General features: G+C 60.2%; 23 protein-coding genes. 15 read left to right on the forward strand and 8 right to left on the reverse strand.

The features are described 5' to 3' along the window. Positions 1-24: 24 nt before the first annotated feature. The 5 genes from BK660_RS25835 (at position 25) to BK660_RS25855 (ending at position 4019) form a co-directional block, all read left to right on the forward strand. A complete protein-coding gene (locus BK660_RS25835) occupies positions 25-999 on the forward strand; it encodes a YVTN family beta-propeller repeat protein (protein ID WP_123435698.1) in 975 nt (324 codons plus the stop codon). Continuing rightward, positions 996-1727, forward strand: a complete 732-nt coding sequence (locus BK660_RS25840) for an ABC transporter ATP-binding protein (protein WP_123435699.1) — start codon at positions 996-998, stop codon at positions 1725-1727. Before BK660_RS25835 ends, BK660_RS25840 begins: the two co-directional genes overlap by 4 nt. Next, positions 1724-2515 (forward strand): ABC transporter permease, encoded by a 792-nt coding sequence (locus tag BK660_RS25845; RefSeq protein WP_123435700.1) that lies wholly within the window; start codon positions 1724-1726, stop codon positions 2513-2515. The genes BK660_RS25840 and BK660_RS25845 overlap by 4 nt, the downstream gene beginning before the upstream one ends. Before the next feature lie 224 nt (positions 2516-2739). Beyond that, positions 2740-3297: a PQQ-dependent catabolism-associated CXXCW motif protein gene (locus tag BK660_RS25850; protein WP_123435701.1), complete on the forward strand. Its 558-nt coding sequence runs from the start codon at positions 2740-2742 to the stop codon at positions 3295-3297. A gap of 56 nt (positions 3298-3353) precedes the next feature. Beyond that, positions 3354-4019: a response regulator transcription factor gene (locus tag BK660_RS25855; protein ID WP_123435702.1), complete on the forward strand. Its 666-nt coding sequence runs from the start codon at positions 3354-3356 to the stop codon at positions 4017-4019. Between the two features lie 126 nt (positions 4020-4145). On the opposite strand, the gene nahK is transcribed toward BK660_RS25855, so the two are convergent. From nahK to BK660_RS25870, 3 genes are all read right to left on the reverse strand, one after another. Continuing rightward, positions 4146-6779, reverse strand: a complete 2634-nt coding sequence (gene nahK / locus BK660_RS25860) for a hybrid sensor histidine kinase/response regulator NahK/ErcS' (protein ID WP_123435703.1) — start codon at positions 6777-6779, stop codon at positions 4146-4148. After that, positions 6709-7872 carry a nitric oxide-sensing protein NosP gene (gene nosP / locus BK660_RS25865; RefSeq protein WP_123435704.1) on the reverse strand — a complete coding sequence of 388 codons (1164 nt, stop codon included), beginning with the start codon at positions 7870-7872 and terminating at the stop codon, positions 6709-6711. The genes nahK and nosP overlap by 71 nt, the downstream gene beginning before the upstream one ends. A gap of 131 nt (positions 7873-8003) precedes the next feature. Then, positions 8004-8810 carry a sulfite exporter TauE/SafE family protein gene (locus tag BK660_RS25870; protein WP_123435705.1) on the reverse strand — a complete coding sequence of 269 codons (807 nt, stop codon included), beginning with the start codon at positions 8808-8810 and terminating at the stop codon, positions 8004-8006. Positions 8811-8972: 162 nt separating this feature from the next. On the opposite strand from BK660_RS25870, the gene BK660_RS25875 reads away from it, so the two are divergent. Beyond that, on the forward strand, positions 8973-9836 hold the full coding sequence (locus tag BK660_RS25875) for an MBL fold metallo-hydrolase (protein ID WP_123435706.1): 864 nt from the start codon (positions 8973-8975) through the stop codon (positions 9834-9836). A gap of 10 nt (positions 9837-9846) precedes the next feature. Here BK660_RS25875 and bkdR read toward each other — a convergent pair whose 3' ends face one another. Next, entirely contained in the window at positions 9847-10335 is a 489-nt protein-coding gene (bkdR, locus tag BK660_RS25880; protein WP_027923281.1) for a Bkd operon transcriptional regulator BkdR, read from the reverse strand. 185 nt (positions 10336-10520) lie between these two features. On the opposite strand from bkdR, the gene BK660_RS25885 reads away from it, so the two are divergent. The 5 genes from BK660_RS25885 (at position 10521) to BK660_RS25905 (ending at position 16797) form a co-directional block, all read left to right on the forward strand. Beyond that, complete coding sequence (locus BK660_RS25885) at positions 10521-11756, forward strand: 3-methyl-2-oxobutanoate dehydrogenase (2-methylpropanoyl-transferring) subunit alpha (RefSeq protein ID WP_123435707.1); 1236 nt, start codon at positions 10521-10523, stop codon at positions 11754-11756. Position 11757: 1 nt separating this feature from the next. Next, positions 11758-12816 (forward strand): alpha-ketoacid dehydrogenase subunit beta, encoded by a 1059-nt coding sequence (locus BK660_RS25890; RefSeq protein ID WP_123435708.1) that lies wholly within the window; start codon positions 11758-11760, stop codon positions 12814-12816. Beyond that, entirely contained in the window at positions 12817-14091 is a 1275-nt protein-coding gene (locus tag BK660_RS25895; protein WP_123435709.1) for a dihydrolipoamide acetyltransferase family protein, read from the forward strand. A gap of 3 nt (positions 14092-14094) precedes the next feature. Further along, on the forward strand, positions 14095-15477 hold the full coding sequence (gene lpdA, locus BK660_RS25900) for a dihydrolipoyl dehydrogenase (RefSeq protein WP_123435710.1): 1383 nt from the start codon (positions 14095-14097) through the stop codon (positions 15475-15477). 300 nt (positions 15478-15777) lie between these two features. Then, the gene (locus BK660_RS25905; RefSeq protein WP_123435711.1) at positions 15778-16797 is read left to right on the forward strand and encodes a branched-chain amino acid aminotransferase; all 1020 of its coding nucleotides are present in this window, start codon (positions 15778-15780) and stop codon (positions 16795-16797) included. 102 nt (positions 16798-16899) lie between these two features. On the opposite strand, the gene BK660_RS25910 is transcribed toward BK660_RS25905, so the two are convergent. Beyond that, on the reverse strand, positions 16900-17655 hold the full coding sequence (locus BK660_RS25910) for an ArsR/SmtB family transcription factor (RefSeq protein WP_259698536.1): 756 nt from the start codon (positions 17653-17655) through the stop codon (positions 16900-16902). Between the two features lie 82 nt (positions 17656-17737). Here BK660_RS25910 and BK660_RS25915 point away from each other — a divergent pair, with 82 nt between their 5' ends. Beyond that, a complete protein-coding gene (locus BK660_RS25915) occupies positions 17738-18844 on the forward strand; it encodes a cytochrome P450 (RefSeq protein ID WP_123435712.1) in 1107 nt (368 codons plus the stop codon). A gap of 107 nt (positions 18845-18951) precedes the next feature. Here the strand turns inward: BK660_RS25915 and BK660_RS25920 are convergent, their stop codons facing one another. Beyond that, positions 18952-19836, reverse strand: coding sequence for a LysR family transcriptional regulator (locus tag BK660_RS25920; protein WP_123435858.1), 885 nt, complete (start codon positions 19834-19836; stop codon positions 18952-18954). Positions 19837-19953: 117 nt separating this feature from the next. Here BK660_RS25920 and BK660_RS25925 point away from each other — a divergent pair, with 117 nt between their 5' ends. Next, positions 19954-20985 carry a D-cysteine desulfhydrase family protein gene (locus BK660_RS25925; RefSeq protein ID WP_123435713.1) on the forward strand — a complete coding sequence of 344 codons (1032 nt, stop codon included), beginning with the start codon at positions 19954-19956 and terminating at the stop codon, positions 20983-20985. Between the two features lie 103 nt (positions 20986-21088). Then, positions 21089-21391 carry a pyocin S6 family toxin immunity protein gene (locus BK660_RS33170; RefSeq protein WP_259698537.1) on the forward strand — a complete coding sequence of 101 codons (303 nt, stop codon included), beginning with the start codon at positions 21089-21091 and terminating at the stop codon, positions 21389-21391. Positions 21392-21399: 8 nt separating this feature from the next. On the opposite strand, the gene BK660_RS25935 is transcribed toward BK660_RS33170, so the two are convergent. Further along, positions 21400-21738 carry an FKBP-type peptidyl-prolyl cis-trans isomerase gene (locus BK660_RS25935; protein WP_123435714.1) on the reverse strand — a complete coding sequence of 113 codons (339 nt, stop codon included), beginning with the start codon at positions 21736-21738 and terminating at the stop codon, positions 21400-21402. A gap of 251 nt (positions 21739-21989) precedes the next feature. Between BK660_RS25935 and BK660_RS25940 the strand changes: the two genes are divergently transcribed. Continuing rightward, positions 21990-23063, forward strand: coding sequence for a sensor domain-containing diguanylate cyclase (locus BK660_RS25940; protein ID WP_123435715.1), 1074 nt, complete (start codon positions 21990-21992; stop codon positions 23061-23063). On the opposite strand, the gene BK660_RS25945 is transcribed toward BK660_RS25940, so the two are convergent. Next, positions 23045-23533 (reverse strand): hypothetical protein, encoded by a 489-nt coding sequence (locus BK660_RS25945; protein WP_123435716.1) that lies wholly within the window; start codon positions 23531-23533, stop codon positions 23045-23047. The genes BK660_RS25940 and BK660_RS25945 overlap by 19 nt on opposite strands. Between the last annotated feature and the right edge of the window lie 22 nt (positions 23534-23555).

The raw sequence follows: 23555 nt of genomic DNA on the forward strand, positions 1-23555 counted from the left end.
AACTACAACAAAAAGGAATCCGCCATGCGCCGCACCCTGCTCTGCCGCTCCCTGCTTTCCTGGGCCCTGCTGCTCGCCGCCGGGCATGCCGCGGCCAGCACCGCGTGGGTCTCCAACGAAAAGGACAACAGCCTGAGCCTGATCGACATGCAGACCCTGCAAGTTTCCGACACCCTGCCCGTCGGCCAGCGCCCTCGCGGCCTGTTGCTGTCCCATGACAACAAGCTGCTGTACATCTGCGCCAGCGATTCCGACCGGGTCCAGGTGATGGACGTCGCCACACGCAAGATCATCAAAGAGCTACCCTCGGGCAAAGACCCCGAGCAATTCGCCCTGCACCCCAATAACCGCTGGCTGTACGTCTCCAACGAAGACGATGCGCTGGTCACGGTGATCGACACCGAAACCTCCAACGTACTCAGCCAGATCAACGTCGGCGTCGAACCCGAAGGCATGGCCGTCAGCCCCGATGGCAAGTGGGCCGTGAACACCAGCGAAACCACGAACATGCTGCACTGGATCGACACCAGCACCCAGACCCTGGCCGACAGCACGCTGGTGGATCAGCGGCCACGCTTTGTCGAATTCAATCAGGACGGTTCACAGCTCTGGGCGTCAGCGGAAATTGGCGGCACGGTGACGATTCTCGACGTCGCCAGCCGCAAGATCCTCAAGACCCTGAACTTCCAGATCAAAGGCGTACACCCGGACAAGGTCCAGCCCGTGGGCATCAAGCTCAGCGCCGACGGCAAGTACGCTTTCGTCGCGCTCGGCCCGGCCAATCACGTGGCGGTGATCGATGCCAGGACATTCGAGATTCTCGACTATCTGCTGGTCGGACGACGGGTCTGGCAGCTGGCATTCACCCCCGATCAAAAGCAACTGCTCGCCACCAACGGCGTCAGCGGTGACGTGTCGGTGATCGATGTCGACAGCCTCAAGGTGAGCAAATCGGTGAAAGTTGGACGCTACCCTTGGGGCGTGGTGGTGACGCCATGAACGCCCTGGAAGTCAGCGACCTGAGTTTTGCCTATGGGGCTCGGGAAGCCTTGCGCCACGTGAACTTCGATCTGGCCCCGGGGCGTTTCGCTGCATTGCTGGGGCCCAACGGCGCCGGCAAATCGACCCTGATCGCCCTGCTGACCCGGCTTTATGATCTTCAGCACGGCGACATCCGGGTCGGCGGCTGTTCATTGCGCGATGCGCCCCGCCCGGCGCTCAAACAGTTGGGCGTGGTGTTCCAGCAAAGCACCCTGGACCTGGACCTCAGCGTCGAGCAGAACCTGCGGTATCACGCCGCGCTGCATGGTCTGTCCCGGCGCCAGAGCGGTGTCCGGGTTGACGCCGAGCTGGCCCGTCAAGCCCTGACCGAACGCCGCCGCGAACGGGTGCGCGATCTCAATGGCGGCCACCGCCGCCGGGTGGAAATCGCCCGGGCCCTGCTGCATGAGCCGCGCCTGTTACTGCTTGACGAAGCCAGTGTCGGCCTCGACCCCGCCAGTCGCCTGGCACTCAATCAGCACCTGCGCACCTTGTGCAGCGAACACGCCATCAGCGTGCTCTGGACCACGCACTTGCTCGACGAAGTGCAGTCCAGCGACGATTTGCTGATCCTCCATCAAGGTCGGCTGGTCGCCAGCGGACAGGCCGATGCACTGAGCCTGGAACATGGCGGTGATCTGGGTTCGGCCTTCACTCACCTGACCACTTCAGGAGCGGCGCGATGAATGCGTACTGGCATTGCTTCAGCGGCATCGTGCTGCGCGAATGGCTGCGGTTTGTGTTGCAGCGCACGCGGTTTCTAAGTGCCCTGGTGCGACCGCTGTTATGGCTGCTGGTGTTCGCGGCCGGTTTCCGGGCAGCCTTGGGGATCGCCATTATCGAACCCTACGACACCTACATTCCGTACGAGGTCTACATCATCCCGGGCCTTGCCTGCATGATCCTGCTGTTCAATGGCATGCAAGGTTCACTGTCGATGGTCTACGACCGCGAGATGGGCAGCATGCGCGTGCTGCTGACCAGCCCGCTGCCCCGGACCTTTCTGCTGTGCAGCAAGCTGCTGGCCACGTCGCTGATTTCCCTGTTGCAGGTGTATGCCTTTTTGGCGATCGCCTGGCTCTATGGCGTGCAACCGCCGCCCATGGGGTTATTGATCGCGCTGCCGGCATTACTGTTGGTGGCGTTGATGCTCAGCGCGTTGGGCCTGTTGCTGTCGAACGCCATCCGGCAACTGGAGAACTTTGCCGGGGTCATGAACTTCGTGATCTTTCCGCTGTTTTTCCTGTCCTCGGCACTGTATCCGCTGTGGAAAATGCGTGAGGCCAGTGAGTGGTTGTATTGGCTGTGCGCGGTGAACCCGTTTACCCATGCGGTGGAGTTGGTACGGTTTGCCCTTTATGAACGCTTCAATCCGCTGGCGCTGGCGGTGTGTGCAGGGTTGACCGTGGTGTTCGCGCTACTCGCCGTACTCACCTTCAATCCTCAGCATGCAGCCCTGCGCAAATCCAACTGAGCACCCAAATCCAACTGTGGGAGCGGGCTTGCTCGCGAAAGCGATCTTTCAGCCAACATCAATGTCGCCTGATACACCGCTTTCGCGAGCAAGCCCGCTCCTACATTTGATCTCCATCAGCGGGGAGAAATTACTACTTTAGTACTGGTTTCCCTGTCTATCGTCGCATTCCCAAAGTGCCCCGCCTGGCATGTAATAGGTCCATAACTATAAGGATCGAACCCATGCCGCGTGCCCGACGTTGTCTGTTGCGCCCTGCTCTCGCTGCGCTGCCGCTCTGCCTGGTGCTGAGTGCTGCGCACGCCGAATCGCCGCTGTTTTCCGCGGACGGCTATCGCATCAACCTGTACCGCAGCCCGACGCCGGACAGCCTGCAAGGCGCGACCATCGTTGACACCCCGGCCTTGCAAACACTGCTCAGCCAAATGCCGCCACCGGTGCTGATCGATGTCTACCGCCGCCAATGGCTGCAAGGCCAGTTCATCGAAGACCAGCCCCATGAAAACCTGCCCGGCAGCCACTGGCTGGCCAATACCGGTGATGGTGAACTGACGCCCGACTGGCAAGGCTATTTTGCGCGTAACCTCAAGGCATTGACCGCTGGCGATCCGGCACGACCGCTGGTCTTTTATTGCCGCGCCGATTGCTGGCTGAGCTGGAACGCCGTCAAACGAGCGTCCGCCATGGGCTATAAGACACTGTATTGGTATCGCGACGGCCTTGATGCCTGGCAAGCGGCCGGGCTTGCCGTGACGCCGGCCCGCCCCGAGCCTTTCCCCTGATCTTTACGCTGGCGTGTTGTTGCCACACCCTAATCAAAATAATGAGGTGAAAGGCTATGTACAAAATTCTGATTGCCGACGATCACCCGCTGTTTCGCGAAGCGATTCATAACGTCATCAGCGACGGTTTTCCGGGCACCGAAGTCATGGAAACCGCCGACCTCGACAGTGCCCTGGCCCTGACCCAGGAACACGACGACCTGGACCTGATCCTGCTCGACCTGAACATGCCCGGCATGCATGGGCTCAACGGCTTGATCAACCTGCGCAATGAAGCCCCGACCATTCCGGTGGTGATCGTCTCGGCCGAGCAGGACAAACAGATCGTCCTGCAAGCCATTACCTACGGCGCGGTGGGTTTCATTACCAAGTCGTCCCCACGCACGCAAATGACCGAGGCTATCCAGCAAATCCTCAATGGCAACGTGTATTTGCCGCCGGACATCATCCGCACCACCCGAACCAATACCCCCCGCCGGATGAACGACACGCCGAGCTTTCCCCCTGAACTGCTCCAGGCCCTGACCCGCAAGCAATTGCAGGTGCTTGAACGCATGACCAAGGGCGAGTCGAACAAACAGATCGCCTACACCCTGGAAATCGCCGAGACCACCGTCAAGGCTCACGTCTCGGCGATCCTGCGCAAACTCAACGTGCACAATCGGGTGCAGGCGATCCTGAGTGCCGGGGATATTGATTTCGGGTCTTATATGCGGCGTTGAGTCAGCAAGTCCGCGTCGTCCCGTTCGCGAGCAAGCCCGCTCCCACATTTGATCTTCGGTGAACATCGAAGATCAAATGTGGGAGCGGGCTTGCTCGCGAAGAGGCCGGTAAGAGCGCCCGTGGAATCAAGGTCGTGCGAGCAAATGACTCATCGCCGTCTTCAGCTTCATCGGCCGTACCGGTTTATGCATCAGGGTGTGGCCCAGTTCGCGGATCTGCTGTTTGAGTTCGTTGCTGTAGTTGGCGGTGATCATCATGGCCGGGATGGGTGACGTACGACAGGCATTTATCCGGGCCACGGCGTCCACGCCGTTCTGATCGTTGTCCAGATGGTAATCGGCGATCAACAGGTCAACCTCGGCGTGGTAGATGTCCACTTTTCGCGCCAGATCCTCTTCCGACAGCGCCGTCACCACCCGACAGCCCCAGCCTTCGAGCAAGGTGCGCATGCCGGCGCAAATGGTGGCGTCGTTGTCCAGCACCCACACCCTTGCCCCGCGCAGGCGCTCAAGCATCGGCTCGCTCATCTGCAAGGCCGGCAGCGGCTTGGGGGCCGTTGTGCTCAACGGCACTTCCACCGAGAACATCGAGCCCTTTCCCGGCCATGAGCGCACATGAATCCGATGCCCGAGGATGCCGGCGATTTTCTCGACAATGGCCAGGCCCAACCCCAGGCCACGGTCCTGGTCCGGACGCTGCACGTCACCGCGTTTGAACTCCTGGAAAATCTCCTCCAGGCGGTTGTCGGCGATGCCCATGCCGGTGTCCCAGACCTGGATCAACAACCGCTGATGCAGACGCCGGCACCCGAGTACCACCCGGCCACTGTAGGTGTAGCGAATCGCATTGCTCAGCAGGTTGCGCAGGATGCGTGCCAGCAACTGGATGTCACTGCGCACCAGCGCCGAACAGGCAATGAAATGCAGCTCAAGGCCCTCACTGCGTGCCACTTGAGTGTATTCCGCCGCGAGGTTTTCCAGCAGTTCGCTCAGGGCGAACGGCGCGATATCGGCTTTGATGACCCCGGCATCGAGCTTGGAAATGTCCACCAGCGTGCCCAGCAGGTTCTCCACGTCCTCCAGGGAATTACTGACATTACGCACCAGAATCTCGTTGCAGACCGATTCACGTCGCTCCAGCAACGCACTGGTAAACAAGCGGGCGGCGTTCAGCGGTTGCAGCAAATCGTGGCTGACGGCCGCCAGAAACTTGGTCTTGGACAAATTGGCGTGCTCGGCTTCGAGCTTGGCCTCGCGCAACCGTGATTCCACCTGGCGGCGCTCTTCGATTTCACGCAACAACTGATCATTGAGCGTGGTCAACTCCGCCGTGCGTTCACGCACCCGCAGCTCAAGGTTCTGATACGCCTGATGCAGCGCCTCGGCAGTACGGCGACGCTCGGTGATGTCGCGGATCAACACGAAAATCCCCACCACTTCCCCAGTGGCCAGGCGATTGGGCACGTAGGAGCGCAGCATGTAGCGCTCCTGATTATTGACGTTGGTCTCGGCAAACTCGAACGTGACGCTCTCGCCGGCCAGCGCTCTCGCCACGTAAGACTCCAGACGCTGGTAATGCTGTTCGCTGTGCACTTCGCGCAGGCTTTGGCCGAGCATCACGCCTCGGGGCCAGCAATACCATTCCTCATAGACCTTGTTGGTGAACTCGTACACCAGATCGGCATTGAGATAGGCAATCAGCGCCGGCACGTGGTCGGTAATCAGGCGAATCCAGCGCTCGCTTTCACTTAGCGCCTGGGCGTGCTGGTAGCGTTCGGTGATGTCAGTGAAGGTGTTGACGAAACCGCCAGTCGGCAACGGGTGCGTGCGGATTTCCAGGACCCGGCCGTCATAGAGACGTTGCTCGCATTCCTGAACTGGCCGCCCATTACCATCACAACTGGCCGGGGTCAGCAGGTTCAATTCGCTGTCCACCATCACTTCAGCAAACGGTCGATGGGCCGCGACGGGCGCCAACCCGCTCAATTCGAGGAAACGTCGGTTCCACAATTCCAGAATGCCCTCGGCGTTGACCATGGCCACCCCTTGGGACAGGTTATCGACCGCCCGCTGCAACAAATGCGACTTCTGCGCCACAGCCTGTTCGCGGCGCACGGTTTCACTGAGTTTGACCTCGGTAATGTCGGTGAACAGAATCACCCGCCCACCTTCCTGGGTCGGCCGCTCGCTGACTTGCAGCCAACGCCCGTTCTGCAAGCGATACAGCAGGCTCTCGTCGGCATGCCCGCGCGGTTCTTCGGTGAACAGCCCGTTGCTCATCATCAGGCGCTTGACCTCGGTCAGGCGCATGCCCGCGCTGATCCGCACCCGGCTGTTGCGCCAGAACGCCTTGAAGCGACTGTTGAACAGGACGATACGCTGCTCGGCGTCGAACAAGACAAAGGCATCAGAAATGCTCTCGATGGCGTCGATCAGGTGTCGATGCGCGGTCTCGGCGCGCAGGCGGGCCTCGCTGAGCAAATGGTTGCCGGCCTTGAGTTCGGCCATGGCCTGGTTCAAGGCATCGGTGCGCTCACGGACCTGCTCGGCCAGCACCACCGAGTGCTGGAACGCCGCGTACGGGTCATTGCCCCGGGTGATGCCCGACTCGATGCGTTCGATCAGCGCTTCGTTGATGCGCTGCAGTTTATGGTTGTCGTGGCGCAGGATGGCCAGTTCGGCCTGCAGCTCAGCGATGTCCTGGGGCACGGCCGCGGGCAATGGCAACGCCGGTGAAGGTCTGGTTGATGTGCATGCCATTGAACTGTTCTCCGTAGGTGTTGAAACCCATCACCCGTTGCTCGCGCAAAAACGTCCCGATCTCATCGAGACTACCGTCGACTTCCAGCTCCAGACGCCTGAGAAAACAGTCGCAACCGATGGTCAGCAACAGCTCACCCAAGCGCTCCTCCAATCCGTCGAACAGGCTTTTCAGGTTCGGCAGCATCGGGCCCGGGGTCATGGCGGTGAGCACGATGCCATTCTCCACGGCGCAGTAAAAACTCAGGCTCAAGTCCGCGTGCACCTGCTGGATGGCCCGCACGTAATACTGTTCGTTGATCCTCACGGCCAACGGGTGCGCGGCGAAAATCCGGTGATCCAGCTCGTTCACGGGCACGCCGATAAGCCGCGCGTACTCGGCGGCGGCGGGTTCCGCATTGAGTTCATAGACACGGCGCGAGGCGCTGTCGGCGCCGGTGACCACCAGTTTTTCGGCCCGGGGCAGCATGTGGTGGGTGGTGAACACTTCGAAATCCAGCCAGGTATTGACCAACACGACGACCGCCGCGCCACTGTGGAACTCGCCGTCGAAGTAGACATGGGTATGGGTCAGGTAATTGTCGTCGCCGGCGGAACCGCCGAAATGCGGAATGTCGCCCAACGCGGCACTCAAGGCCGCGAGGACCATTTCTTCACGGCTGGACAACCCATCGAGCAGGGTCAGGGCAAAACTGTTGCCCTTGATCGGTGCCAGGGTGTTACTGCGACAGCCGCTGACCAGGCGCTCGACCATCTGCTGCGCGTCGATCAGGCTGAAGCGCTCCATCTCGTCGATCAACTCGAGCGCAATGGAGAAATGCCGGTGATCGAACCCCACCGCCGTTACGCAATTGCGTCCATAGCCCAACGGGGTGATTTCCCCGGCGCTGGTGCAACCCACCAGGCGAATCCCCCCGAAACTGTCTTGCAGGGCTTGACCCAGCGCCTGCAAGTCATACTCGGCGGAACAGAAAAAGAGCACGAAGCCCAGATGCGGGTGCAGCAATTGACGCGCCAGTTCCTGCGCCACTTGCCGGGCATCGGTGGCCTGGGACATTGCGCTGACGACACCTTCACCCTGGACCTGCTGCATCGTCGCCTCCCGCAGGTGCGTATGGTTGAGCAGGGAGTTTACGAAACCGGTGGCGTGCAACGAATGCTACTTGGGTAGCAGTCAGACGCTTCGATGGGATGAGAGCGGGCCTGCCCACAGGCAGGTGTTGTTTAGACGCCAGCCCTGAACAGCATATAAGCGGCAATCACAAGGCAAATGCTGGCAAAGCCGACTTGCAACGCCCGCGCCGGCACGTGGGCGCACAGCTTGCGGCCGATGATCATGCCGACAATGCTCGCAACGATGAAACTGGCGCCGAGGCTGTCGATGCGCACACCGGCGTGAAACGCGCCGATCACACCGATGGCGGAAATCAGGCTGATCACCATCAAGGACGTGGCGATGATCCCGCGCATCTGCACGTCAGTCAGTTGCTTGAACGCGGGGACAATCAGAAAGCCGCCGCCCACGCCCAGCAGCCCGGACACCACGCCCGTCACCGCGCCGAGTGCCGCCAGCGTCGCGGTGCATTTGGCGGTCCAGGAAAAGCGCCCGGTCTGCTGATCGAGCATGCAATTCTTCTGCCCCCAGTTGGAGTGGCCGTGATCGCTCGGCCCCTCGTCCTTTCGCTCACGGCGTAGCATCCGCCAGGCGACCATGACCATCAGCAGGCTGAACAGAATCATCAGGATTTTTTCCGGCAACTGATGGGCAAAGTAAATGCCCACCGGCGAAAACACCGCGCCAAGCAGCGCGATCAGCATCGCCGCGCGATACCGCACCAGGCCATGCCGCAAGCCGTCAATCGCCCCGACCGCTGCCGCACTCCCGACCGCAAACAAGGCAACGGGCGCTGCCTGGGTCATGGTCAACCCCAGCCCCAGTACCAGGGCCGGCACCGCAAGAATCCCTCCGCCCGCCCCCGTCAACCCGAGGACCAGGCCCATGACCGCTCCAAAAAAACTCGCCAGCAACATAAAGCACTCGTGATCTGCACAAAAAGGCCGGGAACGCCCGGTATCGATGACTGACAGGATAGAGCCCGCGCAGATTTTTTCATCAAATGAATTGATGCGGTGCTGGCCAATGCAGGGAGAATGAATCTACCCTCAGTGCTTGTTCAGATAGAAAAATTCACCATGCCTGCCTTGATTGAAGCTTTCCTCGACCCTGCCTCGTCGACCTACAGCTACGTGATCTACGAAGCCGATGGCGGCCAGTGCGCCATCGTCGACCCGGTGCTTGACTACGATCCGGCAGCCGGTAGAACGTGCACCGTCCAGCCCGACAAAATCATCGCCTTTGTTCGCGAACATCAGTTGCAGGTGCAATGGCTTCTGGAAACCCATGCTCATGCCGATCACTTGTCGGCCGCGCCTTACCTGCGCCGAGAGCTGGGTGGCAAGATCGCGATCGGGCAGTCGATCAGCAAGGTTCAGGGGGTGTTCAAAGGCCTGTTCAACCTTGAGCCGGAATTTCGCGTTGACGGTTCGCAATTCGATCATCTGTTCGCGCCGGACGAGTCGTTCATGATCGGCAATCTCAAGGCCACTGCCCTGCACGTGCCCGGCCACACGCCGGCGGACATGGCCTACCTGATTGACGGTGAGCAGATTCTGGTGGGCGACACGCTGTTCTTGCCCGATGTGGGTACCGCGCGTTGCGATTTTCCGGGCGGCAATGCCAATCAGTTGTTTGCCTCGATTCGCAAACTGCTGGCGTTCCCGGCCAGTGTGAGTTTGTACGTCTGCCACGATTACCCGCCCGAAGGCCGGGAATCCCGGTGCATGTCTACCGTCGGCGAGCAGCGCAAAAGCAACATTCACGTGCATGACGGCATTGATGAGACAGCGTTTGTCGACATGCGCACCCGACGCGATGCCGGGTTGGGCATGCCAAACCTGTTGCTGCCAGCGATTCAGGTGAATGTGCGGGCCGGGAACTTGCCACCCGCCGAGAGTAACGGCGTGACCTACCTGAAAATCCCCATCAACAAACTCTGAGATGTCGCCACTAGCTCGACAGGGTCAAGCCATTGGCCGGCAACGGCAGCGCGGTCTTGTACCGCACTTGCTTGAGAGCAAAGCTTGAGCGGATGTTTGCCACGCCGGGGACTTTGGTGAGGAAGTCCATCATGAAGCGCTCCAACGATTGAATGGTCGGCACCAATACCCGAATCAAATAGTCCGGGTCGCCGGCCATCAAATAACACTCCATCACTTCCGGGCGATCCGAGATCGCTTCCTCGAAATGCTGCAATGCCTCTTCCACCTGTTTCTCCAGGCTCACATGAATGAACACGTTCACGTGCAGCCCCAGCAGGTCGGCATCCAGCAACGTCACTTGCTCGCGAATCAGGCCCAATTCTTCCATCGCCTTGACCCGGTTGAAGCACGGCGTCGGTGACAGGTTGACCGAGCGTGCGAGGTCAGCGTTGGTGATGCGCGCGTTCTCCTGAAGGCTGTTCAAAATGCCGATATCGGTACGGTCCAGTTTGCGCATGAGACAAAACCACCTGTTTTTTGTGTTTATGCAGATTTTTTATCCTCAAATGATCGCCAGCGCAACGAAACAGAGATAAATATTCTTCTTCGCCGGGCCTATGATTGTTGTAGGACAAGATTTCTTCCACAGAAGAATGACGGTCAGCTCACTACAAGAAATTCACAAGATCGAGCGTAGAAGCCATGAACCAAGCGTACGAACCGCTGCACCTGCACGTTCCCGAACCTTCGGGCCGTCCTGGCTGCAAAACCGACTTCTCCTACCTGCGTCTGACCGACGCCGGCACGGTGCGCAAACCTTCCATCGACGTTGAACCGGCCGACACGGCTGATCTGGCCAAGGGCCTGATTCGCGTGCTCGATGACCAGGGCAATGCCCTCGGCCCATGGGCTGAAGGCGTACCGGTCGAGATCCTGCGTAAAGGCATGCGCGCCATGCTCAAGACGCGGATCTACGACAACCGCATGGTGGTCGCCCAGCGTCAGAAAAAAATGTCGTTCTACATGCAGAGCCTCGGCGAAGAAGCCATTGGCACGGGCCAGGCCCTGGCGTTGAACGTCGATGACATGTGCTTCCCGACCTACCGCCAGCAAAGCATCCTGATGGCCCGCGACGTGCCGCTGGTGGGCCTGATCTGCCAACTGCTGTCCAACGAGCGCGATCCGCTCAAGGGCCGTCAGTTGCCGATCATGTATTCGGTCAAAGATTTCGGTTTCTTCACCATTTCCGGCAACCTCGCCACCCAATTCGTCCAGGCAGTGGGCTGGGGCATGGCCTCGGCGATCAAGGGCGACACCAAAATCGCCTCGGCCTGGATCGGCGACGGCGCCACCGCTGAATCCGACTTCCACACCGCCCTCACCTTCGCCCACGTTTACCGTGCGCCGGTGATCCTCAACGTGGTCAACAACCAGTGGGCGATCTCCACCTTCCAGGCAATTGCCGGTGGTGAAGCCACCACGTTTGCCGGTCGTGGCGTCGGCTGCGGCATCGCCTCCCTGCGGGTTGATGGCAACGATTTCGTCGCGGTCTACGCCGCCTCTGCCTGGGCCGCCGAACGTGCGCGCCGCAACCTCGGCCCGACCATGATCGAATGGGTTACCTACCGCGCCGGTCCACACTCCACCTCCGATGATCCGTCCAAGTACCGTCCTGCCGACGACTGGAGCTACTTCCCGTTGGGCGACCCGATTGCGCGCCTCAAGCAGCACCTGATCAAGATCGGTCACTGGTCCGAAGAGGAACACACCGCCGTCAGCGCTGAACTGGAAGCCGAAGTCATCGCCGCGCAGAAAGAAGCCGAACAGTACGGCACCCTTGCCGGCGGCCAGATTCCAAGCGCCGCGACCATGTTCGAAGACGTCTACAAAGAGATGCCGGAGCACTTGAAGCGCCAGCGTCAAGAGTTGGGGATCTGACATGAACGACCACAACAACAATATCGAGCTGGAAACCGCCATGACCACCACCACCATGACCATGATCCAGGCCCTGCGCTCGGCCATGGATGTGATGCTCGAGCGTGACGACAACGTCGTGGTGTTCGGCCAGGACGTGGGCTATTTCGGTGGCGTGTTCCGTTGCACCGAAGGCCTGCAGGCCAAGTACGGCACCTCCCGCGTGTTCGACGCACCGATCTCCGAAAGCGGTATCGTTGGTGCCGCCGTGGGCATGGGCGCCTACGGTCTGCGCCCGGTGGCCGAGATTCAGTTCGCCGACTATGTGTACCCGGCGTCGGACCAGATCATTTCCGAAGCCGCCCGCCTGCGTTATCGCTCGGCCGGCGAGTTCACCGCCCCGATGACCCTGCGCATGCCTTGCGGCGGCGGCATCTACGGCGGCCAGACCCACAGCCAGAGCATCGAGGCGATGTTCACCCAGGTCTGCGGCCTGCGCACGGTCATGCCGTCCAACCCGTACGACGCCAAAGGCTTGCTGATTGCCTCCATCGAAAACGATGACCCGGTGATCTTCCTTGAGCCAAAACGCCTGTACAACGGCCCGTTCGACGGCCACCACGACCGCCCGGTAACCCCGTGGTCGAAACACCCGGCCGCCCAGGTGCCGGACGGTTACTACACCGTGCCGCTGGACGTCGCTGCCATCGCCCGTCCGGGCAAGGACGTGACCATTCTGACCTACGGCACCACGGTTTACGTGTCGCAAGTCGCGGCTGAAGAAACCGGCATCGACGCTGAAGTCATCGACCTGCGCAGCCTGTGGCCGCTGGACCTGGAGACCATCGTCAAGTCGGTGAAAAAAACCGGCCGTTGCGTGATCGTTCACGAAGCGACCCGCACTTGTGGCTTCGGCGCCGAACTGGTCGCCCTGGTGCAAGAGCACTGCTTCCACTACCTGGAAGCGCCTATCGAACGCGTCACCGGATGGGACACCCCCTACCCGCACGCACAAGAGTGGGCGTATTTCCCTGGCCCGTCCCGAGTGGGCGCGGCTTTGCATCGGGTTATGGAGGTCTGAATGGGCACGCACGTTATTAAAATGCCGGACATTGGTGAAGGCATTGCAGAAGTTGAGTTGTCGGTATGGCACGTCAAGGTCGGCGACATGGTCGTCGAAGATCAGGTGCTGGCCGATGTGATGACCGACAAGGCGATGGTCGACATCCCTTCGCCGGTCCACGGCAAGGTGATTTCGCTGGGCGGTGTGCCGGGCGAAGTCATGGCGGTGGGCAGCATCCTGATCAGCATCGAAGTGGAAGGCGCGGGCAACGTTAAAGAGTCGGCGCAGCCTGCTCCAGTCAAAGAAGCGCCGGTTGCAGCACCTAAAGTAGAAGCCGTGGTGGAAAGCAAACCGGTCGCTGCTACTGCCGCGCCGCGAGCTGCCGTTTGCCAAGGCCCGATGGTAGCCCGCGAGGCCGACGAACGTCCGCTGGCCTCCCCGGCCGTGCGCAAACACGCGCTGGACCTCGGCATTCAATTGCGCCTGGTGCGTGGCAGCGGCCCTGCCGGTCGCGTGCTGCACGAAGACCTCGACGCCTACCTGGCGCAAGGTCAGTCGAATGCATCGACCGTGTCCTCCGCTTACGCCCAGCGTAACGACGAAGAACAAATCCCGGTCATCGGCATGCGCCGCAAGATCGCCCAGCGCATGCAGGACGCCACCCAGCGTGCTGCACACTTCAGTTACGTCGAAGAAATCGACGTCACCGCCGTCGAAGAATTGCGCGCGCACCTGAACGAAAAACACGGTGCCACCCGTGGCAAGCTGACCTTGCTGCCGTTCCTGGTCCGTGCCCTGGTCGTTGCCCTGCGTGACTTCCCGCAGATCAACGCCCGTTACGACGACGAAGCCCAGGTCATCACCCGCCTCGGCGCGGTGCATGTGGGCATCGCCACCCAGGCCGACATCGGCTTGATGGTGCCGGTGGTGCGTCACGCCGAAGCCCGCAGCCTGTGGGACAACGCCAGCGAAATCTCCCGTCTGGCCAGCGCGGCACGCAACGGCAAGGCCAGCCGCGATGAGTTGTCCGGCTCGAGCATCACCCTGACAAGCCTTGGCGCGTTGGGCGGCATCGTCAGCACGCCGGTGCTGAACCTGCCGGAAGTGGCGATTGTCGGCGTCAACAAAATCGTCGAACGCCCGATGGTGGTCAAAGGCCAGATCGTGATTCGCAAGATGATGAACCTCTCCAGCTCCTTCGATCACCGTGTGGTCGATGGCATGGACGCGGCGCAATTCATCCAGGCCGTTCGTGGCCTGCTCGAACAACCCGCCACCTTGTTTGTGGAGTAAGTCATGCAGTCTCTGAACACCACACTATTGATCATCGGCGGCGGCCCTGGCGGTTATGTCACGGCAATTCGTGCCGGTCAGCTAGGCATCTCGACCATTCTGGTTGAAGGCGAATCCCTCGGCGGCACCTGCCTGAACATCGGCTGCATTCCGTCGAAAGCGTTGATTCACGTCGCTGAGCAGTTCCACCAGACACAACACCACTCCCAGCATTCGGCCTTGGGCATCAGCGTTTCGGCGCCAACCCTCGACATCAGCAAAAGCGTCGAGTGGAAGGATGGCATCGTTGATCGCCTGACCACTGGCGTCGCGGCGCTGCTGAAAAAGAACAAGGTTCAGGTCATTCAAGGCTGGGCCAAGATCGTCGACGGCAAAACCGTCGACGTCGGTGACACACGCATTCAGTGCGAGCACTTGGTGCTGGCTACCGGTTCGAAGAGCGTAAACCTGCCGATGCTGCCAATTGGCGGCCCGATCATCTCCTCCAGCGAAGCCCTGGCGCCCACCTCCGTGCCGAAGCGGCTGACTGTGGTCGGTGGCGGTTACATTGGTCTGGAGCTGGGGATTGCCTATCGCAAGCTCGGCGCCGACGTCAGCGTGGTCGAGGCACAGGAGCGTATCCTGCCGGCCTACGACGCCGAACTGACCCAGCCGGTCCACGACGAACTGAAAAAACTTGGCGTGAAGCTTTACTTGAAGCATAGCGTTCAAGGCTTTGATTCTTCGAGTAATTGCCTGCAAGTACTGGGACCGGATGGCGACACCCTGAACCTGGAAACCAGTCAGGTGCTGGTCGCCGTGGGTCGCAAGCCGAACACCCAGGGCTGGAACCTCGAAGCGTTGAACCTGGCCATGAACGGCTCGGCGATCAAGATCGACAACCGCTGCCAGACCAGCATGCGCAACGTGTACGCCATCGGCGACCTGAGCGGCGAACCGATGCTTGCGCACCGGGCCATGGCTCAGGGCGAGATGGTGGCCGAACTGATCAGCGGTAAAACCCGCGAGTTCAACCCTACCGCCATCGCCGCCGTGTGCTTTACCGACCCGGAACTGGTGGTGGTCGGCCAGACCCCGGACGAGGCCAAGGCCGCCGGCCTGGACTGCATCGTTTCGAGCTTCCCGTTCGCGGCCAATGGCCGGGCGATGACGCTGGAATCGAAAAGCGGCTTCGTACGGGTGGTCGCTCGTCGGGACAATCATGTGATTGTCGGCTGGCAAGCGGTCGGTGTCGGGGTGTCCGAACTGTCTACGGCGTTCGCGCAAAGCCTGGAAATGGGCGCGCGGCTGGAAGACATCGGCGGCACCATCCATGCGCACCCGACGCTGGGCGAGGCTGTGCAGGAAGCGGCGTTGCGTGCTTTGGGCCATGCGCTGCACCTGTAAAACCGGACGCAAAACCCTGTAGCAGCTGACGAGCACCGCGAGGCCGCGTTCGGCGACGAAGTCGTCGCAAAACCAGCCACCCAGTGCTTTCAGGCACACCGAGCCAGCTGCAATACGACGACTTCGTCGCCGGACGCAGCCTCGCGGGGCTCGACAGCTGCTACACCGGGACGTATCGATGGTCGCAGAGATCGAATTGCAGGCTGCGAAATGGGTCCGGAATGAAGTATTGTTGTCCCCATCCAAAAAACGTCAGAAGCCTTGAACCGTTTCGGCGGTTGTTCAGTGATAGAGGGTGTCATGGGTAACGAAAGCATCAATTGGGACAAGCTGGGTTTTGACTACATCAAGACAGACAAGCGTTTCTTGTCGTACTGGCGCAATGGCGAGTGGGACAAAGGCACCCTGACCGAAGACAACGTGCTGCACATCAGCGAAGGCTCCACCGCCCTTCACTATGGTCAGCAATGCTTCGAAGGCATGAAGGCCTATCGTTGCAAGGACGGCTCGATCAACCTGTTCCGCCCGGACCAGAACGCCCTGCGCATGCAGCGCAGCTGTGCACGCCTGCTGATGCCGTTCGTGGAAACCGAGCAGTTCATCGAAGCCTGTAAAGCAGTGGTCCGCGCCAACGAGCGTTTCATCCCGCCTTACGGCACCGGCGGCGCGCTGTACCTGCGTCCGTTCGTGATCGGCGTGGGTGACAACATCGGCGTGCGTACCGCCCCCGAGTTCATCTTCTCGATCTTCGCCATTCCGGTAGGTGCCTACTTCAAGGGCGGCCTGACCCCGCACAACTTCCTGATCTCCAGCTTCGACCGTGCAGCCCCTCAAGGCACCGGCGCGGCCAAGGTCGGTGGCAACTACGCCGCCAGCCTGATGCCAGGTTCCCAGGCCAAGAAGGCGCACTACGCCGACTGCATCTACCTGGACCCGATGACCCACACCAAGATCGAAGAAGTCGGCTCGGCCAACTTCTTCGGGATCACCCATGACAACAAGTTCGTCACCCCGAACTCGCCGTCGGTCCTGCCAGGCATCACCCGCCTGTCGCTGATCGAACTGGCCAAATCGCGTCTGGGCATGGAAGTGATCGAAGGTGACGTGCTCATCGACAAGCTCTCCGACTTCAAGGAAGCCGGCGCTTGCGGTACCGCGGCCGTAATCACCCCGATCGGTGGCATCAGCTACAACGACCACCTGCACGTGTTCCACAGCGAAACCGAAGTCGGCCCTGTTACCCAGAAGCTCTACAAAGAGCTGACCGGTGTACAGACGGGTGACATCGAAGCGCCAGCGGGCTGGATCGTCAAGGTTTGATCTGACACTGCTGTTCGCTTGAGCTTAAGCAAAAAAGCCCGGCTATCAATTGGATAGCCGGGCTTTTTTTCGCTTTGAATTAGTGACAGTTAATCTTATAAATCAATGACTAACCGAAATATCCTGATGTTTTTTATCAATAAGCATCGCGGAGCCATTTGAAGACGGCAACACCACATCAAACTGCACGCCAAATGCCTTGCGCCCCGCCGCCGTCAACGTCAGCGCCCGACTGTCCAGGTCCTGCGTCACCCATTTGCGCTTGATCGCAGATTGCAGCAACGCCGCCCCCAGCGAACCACCCAGATGTGGCCGACGCATGCTCCAGTCCAGACACGGGCAGGCGAAGCGGCGGCGCAGCGTGCTCAGGTCCTTGACCTCGATACCCAATCCTTCAAACAGCGCCTCGCCGCTGTCGCTCAGCCGATAAGCCTGCTCATCGGTTTCCAGCAACCAGCCTTTTTCCAGCATCCGGTCATGCAGCAACACCGCCAGCGTGCCGGCCATGTGGTCGTAGCAGGTGCGGGCGAATTGCAGGCGATCCGGTGTGCGCGAGTTGTACGCCGGCGCGCTGTTTTGGCCAATCACCATCAGCGCTTCCAGCGCCTGGGCCACGCGCTTGTCCGCGAGGCTGTAATAACGATGGCGGCCCTGCACGTGCAGGCGCACCAGCGCCTGCTCCTTGAGCTTGGCCAGGTGTGCGCTGGCAGTGGAGGCGCTGACTTCGGCAATCGCCGCCAGTTCGGTACTGGTGCGGGCGTGGCCGTCCATCAGCGAACAGAGAATTTTCGTCCGGGCCGGCTCCGCGATGGCGGCCGCGACCTGAGAGACGCCGATGTCGTGTTGTTCTGCGTTCATATTTCGCTCCCGGACGAATCAAGGGCCTTTGGGACTGGAGATAGTAGCAACACTTTCCCCACCCCGAACAAGGCTGCGACCCATGGACCCGATCATCGCTGCGACTCATGCCGATCCTTATCCCTATTACGCGCAACTGCGTGCCCAGGGAGGATTGGTTTTCCACGCTGGACTGAACCTGTGGGTGGCCAGCAGCGCCCGAGCGGTCGCCGCCGTGCTGGCCCATCCTGATTGCCATGTCCGCCCCGCTGCGGAACCGGTGCCCAAGGCGATTGCCGGTGGCATGGCGGGCAAGGTGTTCGGGCAGTTGATGCGGATGAATGAAGGCGAACGGCAACGCTGTCCGAGGTCGGCGATTGAGCCGGGGCTGGGGTTGATTGATAGGGATGAAGTCAATGCGCTGGTGGCCGCGCGGCTGATCACGCCGGACGCCGACGGCTTGTACAACGCCATGTTTCGCGGGCCGGTGTGCGTGGTGGCAGCGTTGTTGGGGTTCACCCCGGCTCAGGGGCGGATGCTCAGTGCGCTGACGGCGGAGTTCGTGGCGTGCCTGTCGCCGCTTAGCAATCAGGCGCAACTCGACGCTGCACAGGCTTCGGCTGAGCATTTACGGGGTTATTTTGTTGAATTGCTGGATGACCCGGACAACAAAAGCGCGCTGCTCACCGGGATTTGCGGGCGCTTCAGCGGTGACCACGAAACACTGATCGCCAATCTGATTGGCTTGTTTTCCCAGACTTTTGAGGCCACTGCGGGGCTGATCGGTAATGCGCTGTTGGCGGTGATGCAAAACCCACTGCTACCTGAGGCGCGGGTGGATGATCTGATTGCCGAAACCCAGCGCTTTGACCCGTCGGTGCAGAACACTCGGCGGTTTGTGGCTGCACCGTGTGAAATCGAGGGGGTGAGCTTCCAGTCGGGCGACGTGATTTTGCTGTTGTTGGCGTCGGCCAATCGCGATCCGCAGTTGAATGATCGCCCTGACGATTTTCTACTGGATCGCCCGCAGCGTCGCAGTTTTACCTTTGGCGCGGGACGGCATCAGTGTCCGGGGCAAGTGTTGGCGTTGGGGATTGCCAGTGCGACGTTGAGGGAGATTCTGGTGCATCGGGATGCGCTGGGGCGTTTGGCCTGGGAGTATCGGCCTTCGCTGAATGGGCGGATTCCGGTGTTTCGTGATTTGGCTTGAGACCGCGTTATCGTTTTTTGCGAGCAGGCTCGCTCCCACATTGGATCTGCGGAGTTCACAAATCCCCTGTGGGAGCGAGCCTGCTCGCGATGGCACCTTCACATTCTCTAGATCACCAACCGCCCCACCACAAACGCCACAAACGCCTTCAACTTGGGCAACGACTTCCGCGACCGCGGATACACCATCTGCACCGGCTTGGGGGGCGGCACATAGTCCTCCATGATTCGCACCAGCTCACCCTTGCCCAACGCCGCCGCTACTAAAAAGTCCGGCTGCATCAAGATCCCCTCCCCAGCTACCGCCGCTTGCAACAACACCTGCCCGTCATTGCTCTTCAACACCGCACCTTCCGGCCAGGGCACCTCGCTGGCGCCGTTGCGCAGCGGCCAGGCAAACCGGTTGTTCCACGAGGTGTGCGTGAGAATCCGATGCCGATGCAGGTCTTCGGGGGACTTGGGTTCCTGCCATTTTTGCAGGTAACCGGGCGATGCACAGATGACCATGCGATACGGCGGCAACGGTTTGGCCAGCAGATTGACCCCAATGAGCTCAGAAATCCTGAAGGCCAGGTCGAACGACGTTTCGTACAGATCCACCACTTCATTGCTCAAGATCAGCTCAACCTGAATCTGCGGATAAAGCTGCATGAACTCCGCCACCAATGGGCCGACCAACGATACGCCCAGGCTCATCGGCGCGGTAATTCGCAACAGGCCACTGGGCTCCGGGTTCGACGCTTCGACCCGACTGAACGCGTACTTCACCTGTTCCAGCGCCAGCTTGGCCTCTTCATAAAACAGCCGCCCCTCGGCCGTGATCGATTGCCGCCGCGTGGTGCGCTGAATCAGCTTGGTGTTGAGGGTTTTCTCCAGGCCCTGGATATGCCGCCCGACCATCACTGCCGACATACCGACTGCACTGGCCGCATCGGCGAAACTGCCCGCCTCGACCACCGCGACGAAGACTTCCATCTGCCTGAGTTTGCTCATGAACATGCCTTGCATTAAATACATCAGGTTAAAGGAGTAATAACCGGCGATGCGTTTATCCGCCGGGAGTTTCTCCCTAGAGTCAGGGTAATAACACTGAACAACGAGGCGTCATTGATGCAAACCTTACTGGACACGTCACTGAGTTCTTTTGCCCGCGCCGACCTTCTGCAAGGCCCGACACCGATCCAGCGCGCCGAACGCCTCGAACAGCTACTGGGTTTGAAAGCGCAAGGCATTGGCCTGTTCCTCAAGCGCGATGATCACATGCTGATCGGCGGTGGTGGCAACAAACTGCGCAAACTCGAATTTCACCTCGGCGCGGCCCTGGCAGCCGGGGTCGACACGATCATCACCATCGGCGGCCTCCAATCCAACCATGCGCGCCTGACCGCTGCTGTGTGCGCCCGCCTCGGGATTGCCTGCGAACTGATCCTGACCCGTTCAGTGCCCAAAACGGAAGTGGACTACGAACTCAACGGCAACGTCCTGCTCGACCAGTTGTTCGGCGCAGCCCTTCGCGTGCTGGCCGGCGGCAGCGATTCGCTGGCCGAAGCCGAGAAACGTGCGGAACAGCTTCGGCTTGAAGGCCACAAGGTGCTGGTGATTCCCACGGGAGGCTCGACTCCCTTGGGCAGTCTTGGCTATGCGCGCTGCGCGGCGGAGATCGCGCAACAGGAAAGCGAACTCGGTATCACCTTCAACCAGGTCGTGGTGCCCAACGGAAGCGCCGGCACCCACGCCGGGCTTGCGGCGGGGTTTGAGTTGTTGGAACGAGGGACTTCGCTGGTGAAGTCGTACTCGGTGTTGTCCGACAGAGAGTCGTCAGCGGCCCGAACCCGGCAATTGACCCAAGATGTACTGGGGTTGCTGGGCAGCAGTACGGTTGTTCAGGCTTCGGAGATTGTTATCGATGGCAGTCAGTTGGGCGACGGTTACGGTTTGCCGACGCAGGCCATGCAGGAGGCTGTGCGTTTGATGGCTCGTGCTGAAGGGTTGCTGATTGATCCGGTGTATTCCGGCAAGGCGTTTGCCGGGTTGGTGGCCGATCTCCGGGATGGGCGGTTCCGGCGCGGAAACAATGTGCTGTTTGTGATGACTGGGGGTACGCCGGGATTGTATGCGTATCGGGAGGCGTTTCAGGATTGAACCATCTGAAATAACGGCTGCAAATTCAGAACTCTCCTACATCTATCAAACGTCCATTGATATAGCGTTCGCATCGCTTTTACAGGATGAGAGAAGAACGCTAATGGCTCGCATAGCAGAGACACCTTTGGTTCAAAACCTGACGTCAGTCGACGGGCACCCTGCCCATTTCTTTAGGATCAGTGGATTTTTAAAAGGTGATCAGGAGGGTGATTTTCTACAGTACGAACTGACCGTTCCGGCTGAGTCAGAAGTCTTAATACTGGGTGTGCTGGGTTGGAATAGCCTTGATCAAAGCGAGGATGGGGACTGTTTACTGAACGCCGGGCAGGTCCAACAGATCGCAATTGCGCTCAATGAGCGGCTACCGACTGAGTTGGACCTTTTCATAGGGCTTCGGGGGTAGGTTTTCAGTCAATCATCCCGCGTCAGCACTTCCAGCAATTCAATCTCGAAAATCAGGTTCGAGTTTGGCGTGATGGCGCCCATCGAACGTTCGCCATACGCCAGATGCGCCGGCACCAGCAGCTTGCGCTTGCCGCCGACTTGCATGCCGATGATGCCCTGATCCCACCCCTTGATAACCCGGCCCGTGCCAATCACACACTGAAAAGGCTTGCCACGGCTGTAGGACGAGTCGAACTCAGTGCCGTCTTCCAGCCAGCCACGGTACTGGGTGGTGATCAACGCGCCTTTGACGGCGGCTTTTCCGGCGCCTGGCTGGAGGTCGATGATTTGCAGTTCGTTATTCATGGCGGTGTTTATCTGTTTGCAGAATTCGAGAGGCGGGGTTTTCCCAGAAAATCAGCTCGCTGGCAACTCTTCACGTGCCTTTATCAGGATGCAACAACAGAATCTCCTGGCTGACGGATGATCACGAAGCAGATGGCGTGCACAGAAAGTCTAGCGCTCGTCAGACAGAAAGCGACTGCAACCCAACAGCGCGGTGAACTAACATAAGCACCAACGTTTCCCTCGGTTTAATACCCAATGACTATCCCTGAATGATTCTGGCCTGGACCAGCGCAGCCGTCGGCTCTGTCATGTTTGCCCTGCTCATCGCGATGATCTATCGCGTGCGCACGCTGAAACAGCAGTTGGCCGAGTGTCGCGTGCTGATCGCCAGCCTGGCCGAGGGACCGTCCGTGCGCCAGGACGGTGATGCCGAACGCTTCAAACGCAGCCAATACTTCGCTCGCATCGGCACCTGGGATTGGGACGTCGACACCGAAAAGCTCTACTGGTCGGATGCGATCTACGGCATGTTCGGTTTCAAGATCGGCGAAGTGACGCCCTCCTACGCCCTGTTTTGCGCCTGCGTACATCCGGAGGACCGCGCCAGCGTGCGGGCCGGGGAGCTGCGCTGCCTGGAAACCGGCGAAAACCATGATGAGGAATACCGCGTCGTTTGGCCCGACGGCAGCATTCACTGGCTGCGAGAGACCGGCAATGTGGTCAAGAACGACCACGACGCCACCGTCAAGATGATGGGCGTGGTGCGCGACATCACCGAGGAAAAGGCCTCCGCCAGTTACCTCCAGCACTTGGCTCACTACGACCCGTTGACCGGCCTGCCCAATCGCCTGGTGCTGGAAGAACGGTTGTCCGAGGCATTGGAACAGGCGCGTATCGGCGCTACCCGGGTGGCGCTGGTGTTTGTCGACCTCAACGGTTTCAAGGCGATCAACGATCACTACGGCCATGCGGCCGGCGATCGGGTGCTGATCACCACCGCCACACGCCTGAAAAAAATCCTGCGCTCAACCGACACCGTCGCCCGCATCGGTGGTGACGAATTCGTGGTCATCCTTCAAGGGTTGCCCAAGGGCATCGATCTGCAGGATGAAGCGCGCAGCATCTGCCAGAAAATCTTCATCGAACTGTCACCGCCCATCACCATCGGCAACGACCAGCGCCACATCGGCACCAGCCTCGGTGTCGCGGTGTACCCGGACCACGCGCCGAGCATGGACCGGCTGATTCACATTGCGGACCTGGCGATGTATGAGGCCAAGCGCAGTGGCAATAATCAGTATCGGTTGGGCGAACAGGTGGGCATTCACAGCCGGGTTGAATGACCTGCCCGGTCCTTGCGTTGGCCAAAAAGTATGCCGTTGAACGTGTGGGTGCAGCAATGACAGTAAGGCGTCATGCTCTGCGCCGTCAGTTCGGGGTTAACGATCTGCAGAATTCCCAAGTCATCCACATACAAACCACTGAAATAGCTCGACTCGCCCAGACGCACCGTCTCCTGCCTTTCGCTTTCATGCAGGGCAACCATCCAGAACACCGGCTCGGAATTGTCGAGACGAGCTAGCGCCTCACTGAACACTTCATCCCATTGCCTACCGACGCGGGACAACAGAAACCGGAACAAAGGCGTGTAGTCGAGCCCGTAACGGCGCGTTCCGTGCATCGAACCCCGTGACACGTCGCTCTTCATTTCAGCCTTGGTATTACGCTGGTGCCGATACTCGCCCGTAACGTCGTTGCGCCGAACGCCCCAAGTACGGGTGTTTTCCTTGCGGTAGAGAGGTTTCTGTTCCAACGAGCCGCTCCTGACATCCAGT

The sequence above is a fragment of the Pseudomonas brassicacearum genome, from assembly GCF_003732265.1.
Lineage (GTDB): Bacteria > Pseudomonadota > Gammaproteobacteria > Pseudomonadales > Pseudomonadaceae > Aquipseudomonas > Aquipseudomonas brassicacearum_D.

Coding starts and splice junctions, on each gene's coding strand:
- BK660_RS25835 (WP_123435698.1), top strand. CDS start 25: ATGCGCCGCACCCTGCTCTGCCGCTCCCTGCTTTCCTGGGCCCTGCTG.
- BK660_RS25840 (WP_123435699.1), top strand. CDS start 996: ATGAACGCCCTGGAAGTCAGCGACCTGAGTTTTGCCTATGGGGCTCGG.
- BK660_RS25845 (WP_123435700.1), top strand. CDS start 1,724: ATGAATGCGTACTGGCATTGCTTCAGCGGCATCGTGCTGCGCGAATGG.
- BK660_RS25850 (WP_123435701.1), top strand. CDS start 2,740: ATGCCGCGTGCCCGACGTTGTCTGTTGCGCCCTGCTCTCGCTGCGCTG.
- BK660_RS25855 (WP_123435702.1), top strand. CDS start 3,354: ATGTACAAAATTCTGATTGCCGACGATCACCCGCTGTTTCGCGAAGCG.
- nahK (WP_123435703.1), bottom strand. CDS start 6,779: ATGGCATGCACATCAACCAGACCTTCACCGGCGTTGCCATTGCCCGCG.
- nosP (WP_123435704.1), bottom strand. CDS start 7,872: ATGCAGCAGGTCCAGGGTGAAGGTGTCGTCAGCGCAATGTCCCAGGCC.
- BK660_RS25870 (WP_123435705.1), bottom strand. CDS start 8,810: ATGTTGCTGGCGAGTTTTTTTGGAGCGGTCATGGGCCTGGTCCTCGGG.
- BK660_RS25875 (WP_123435706.1), top strand. CDS start 8,973: ATGCCTGCCTTGATTGAAGCTTTCCTCGACCCTGCCTCGTCGACCTAC.
- bkdR (WP_027923281.1), bottom strand. CDS start 10,335: ATGCGCAAACTGGACCGTACCGATATCGGCATTTTGAACAGCCTTCAG.
- BK660_RS25885 (WP_123435707.1), top strand. CDS start 10,521: ATGAACCAAGCGTACGAACCGCTGCACCTGCACGTTCCCGAACCTTCG.
- BK660_RS25890 (WP_123435708.1), top strand. CDS start 11,758: ATGAACGACCACAACAACAATATCGAGCTGGAAACCGCCATGACCACC.
- BK660_RS25895 (WP_123435709.1), top strand. CDS start 12,817: ATGGGCACGCACGTTATTAAAATGCCGGACATTGGTGAAGGCATTGCA.
- lpdA (WP_123435710.1), top strand. CDS start 14,095: ATGCAGTCTCTGAACACCACACTATTGATCATCGGCGGCGGCCCTGGC.
- BK660_RS25905 (WP_123435711.1), top strand. CDS start 15,778: ATGGGTAACGAAAGCATCAATTGGGACAAGCTGGGTTTTGACTACATC.
- BK660_RS25910 (WP_259698536.1), bottom strand. CDS start 17,655: ATGAACGCAGAACAACACGACATCGGCGTCTCTCAGGTCGCGGCCGCC.
- BK660_RS25915 (WP_123435712.1), top strand. CDS start 17,738: ATGGACCCGATCATCGCTGCGACTCATGCCGATCCTTATCCCTATTAC.
- BK660_RS25920 (WP_123435858.1), bottom strand. CDS start 19,836: ATGAGCAAACTCAGGCAGATGGAAGTCTTCGTCGCGGTGGTCGAGGCG.
- BK660_RS25925 (WP_123435713.1), top strand. CDS start 19,954: ATGCAAACCTTACTGGACACGTCACTGAGTTCTTTTGCCCGCGCCGAC.
- BK660_RS33170 (WP_259698537.1), top strand. CDS start 21,089: ATGGCTCGCATAGCAGAGACACCTTTGGTTCAAAACCTGACGTCAGTC.
- BK660_RS25935 (WP_123435714.1), bottom strand. CDS start 21,738: ATGAATAACGAACTGCAAATCATCGACCTCCAGCCAGGCGCCGGAAAA.
- BK660_RS25940 (WP_123435715.1), top strand. CDS start 21,990: ATGATTCTGGCCTGGACCAGCGCAGCCGTCGGCTCTGTCATGTTTGCC.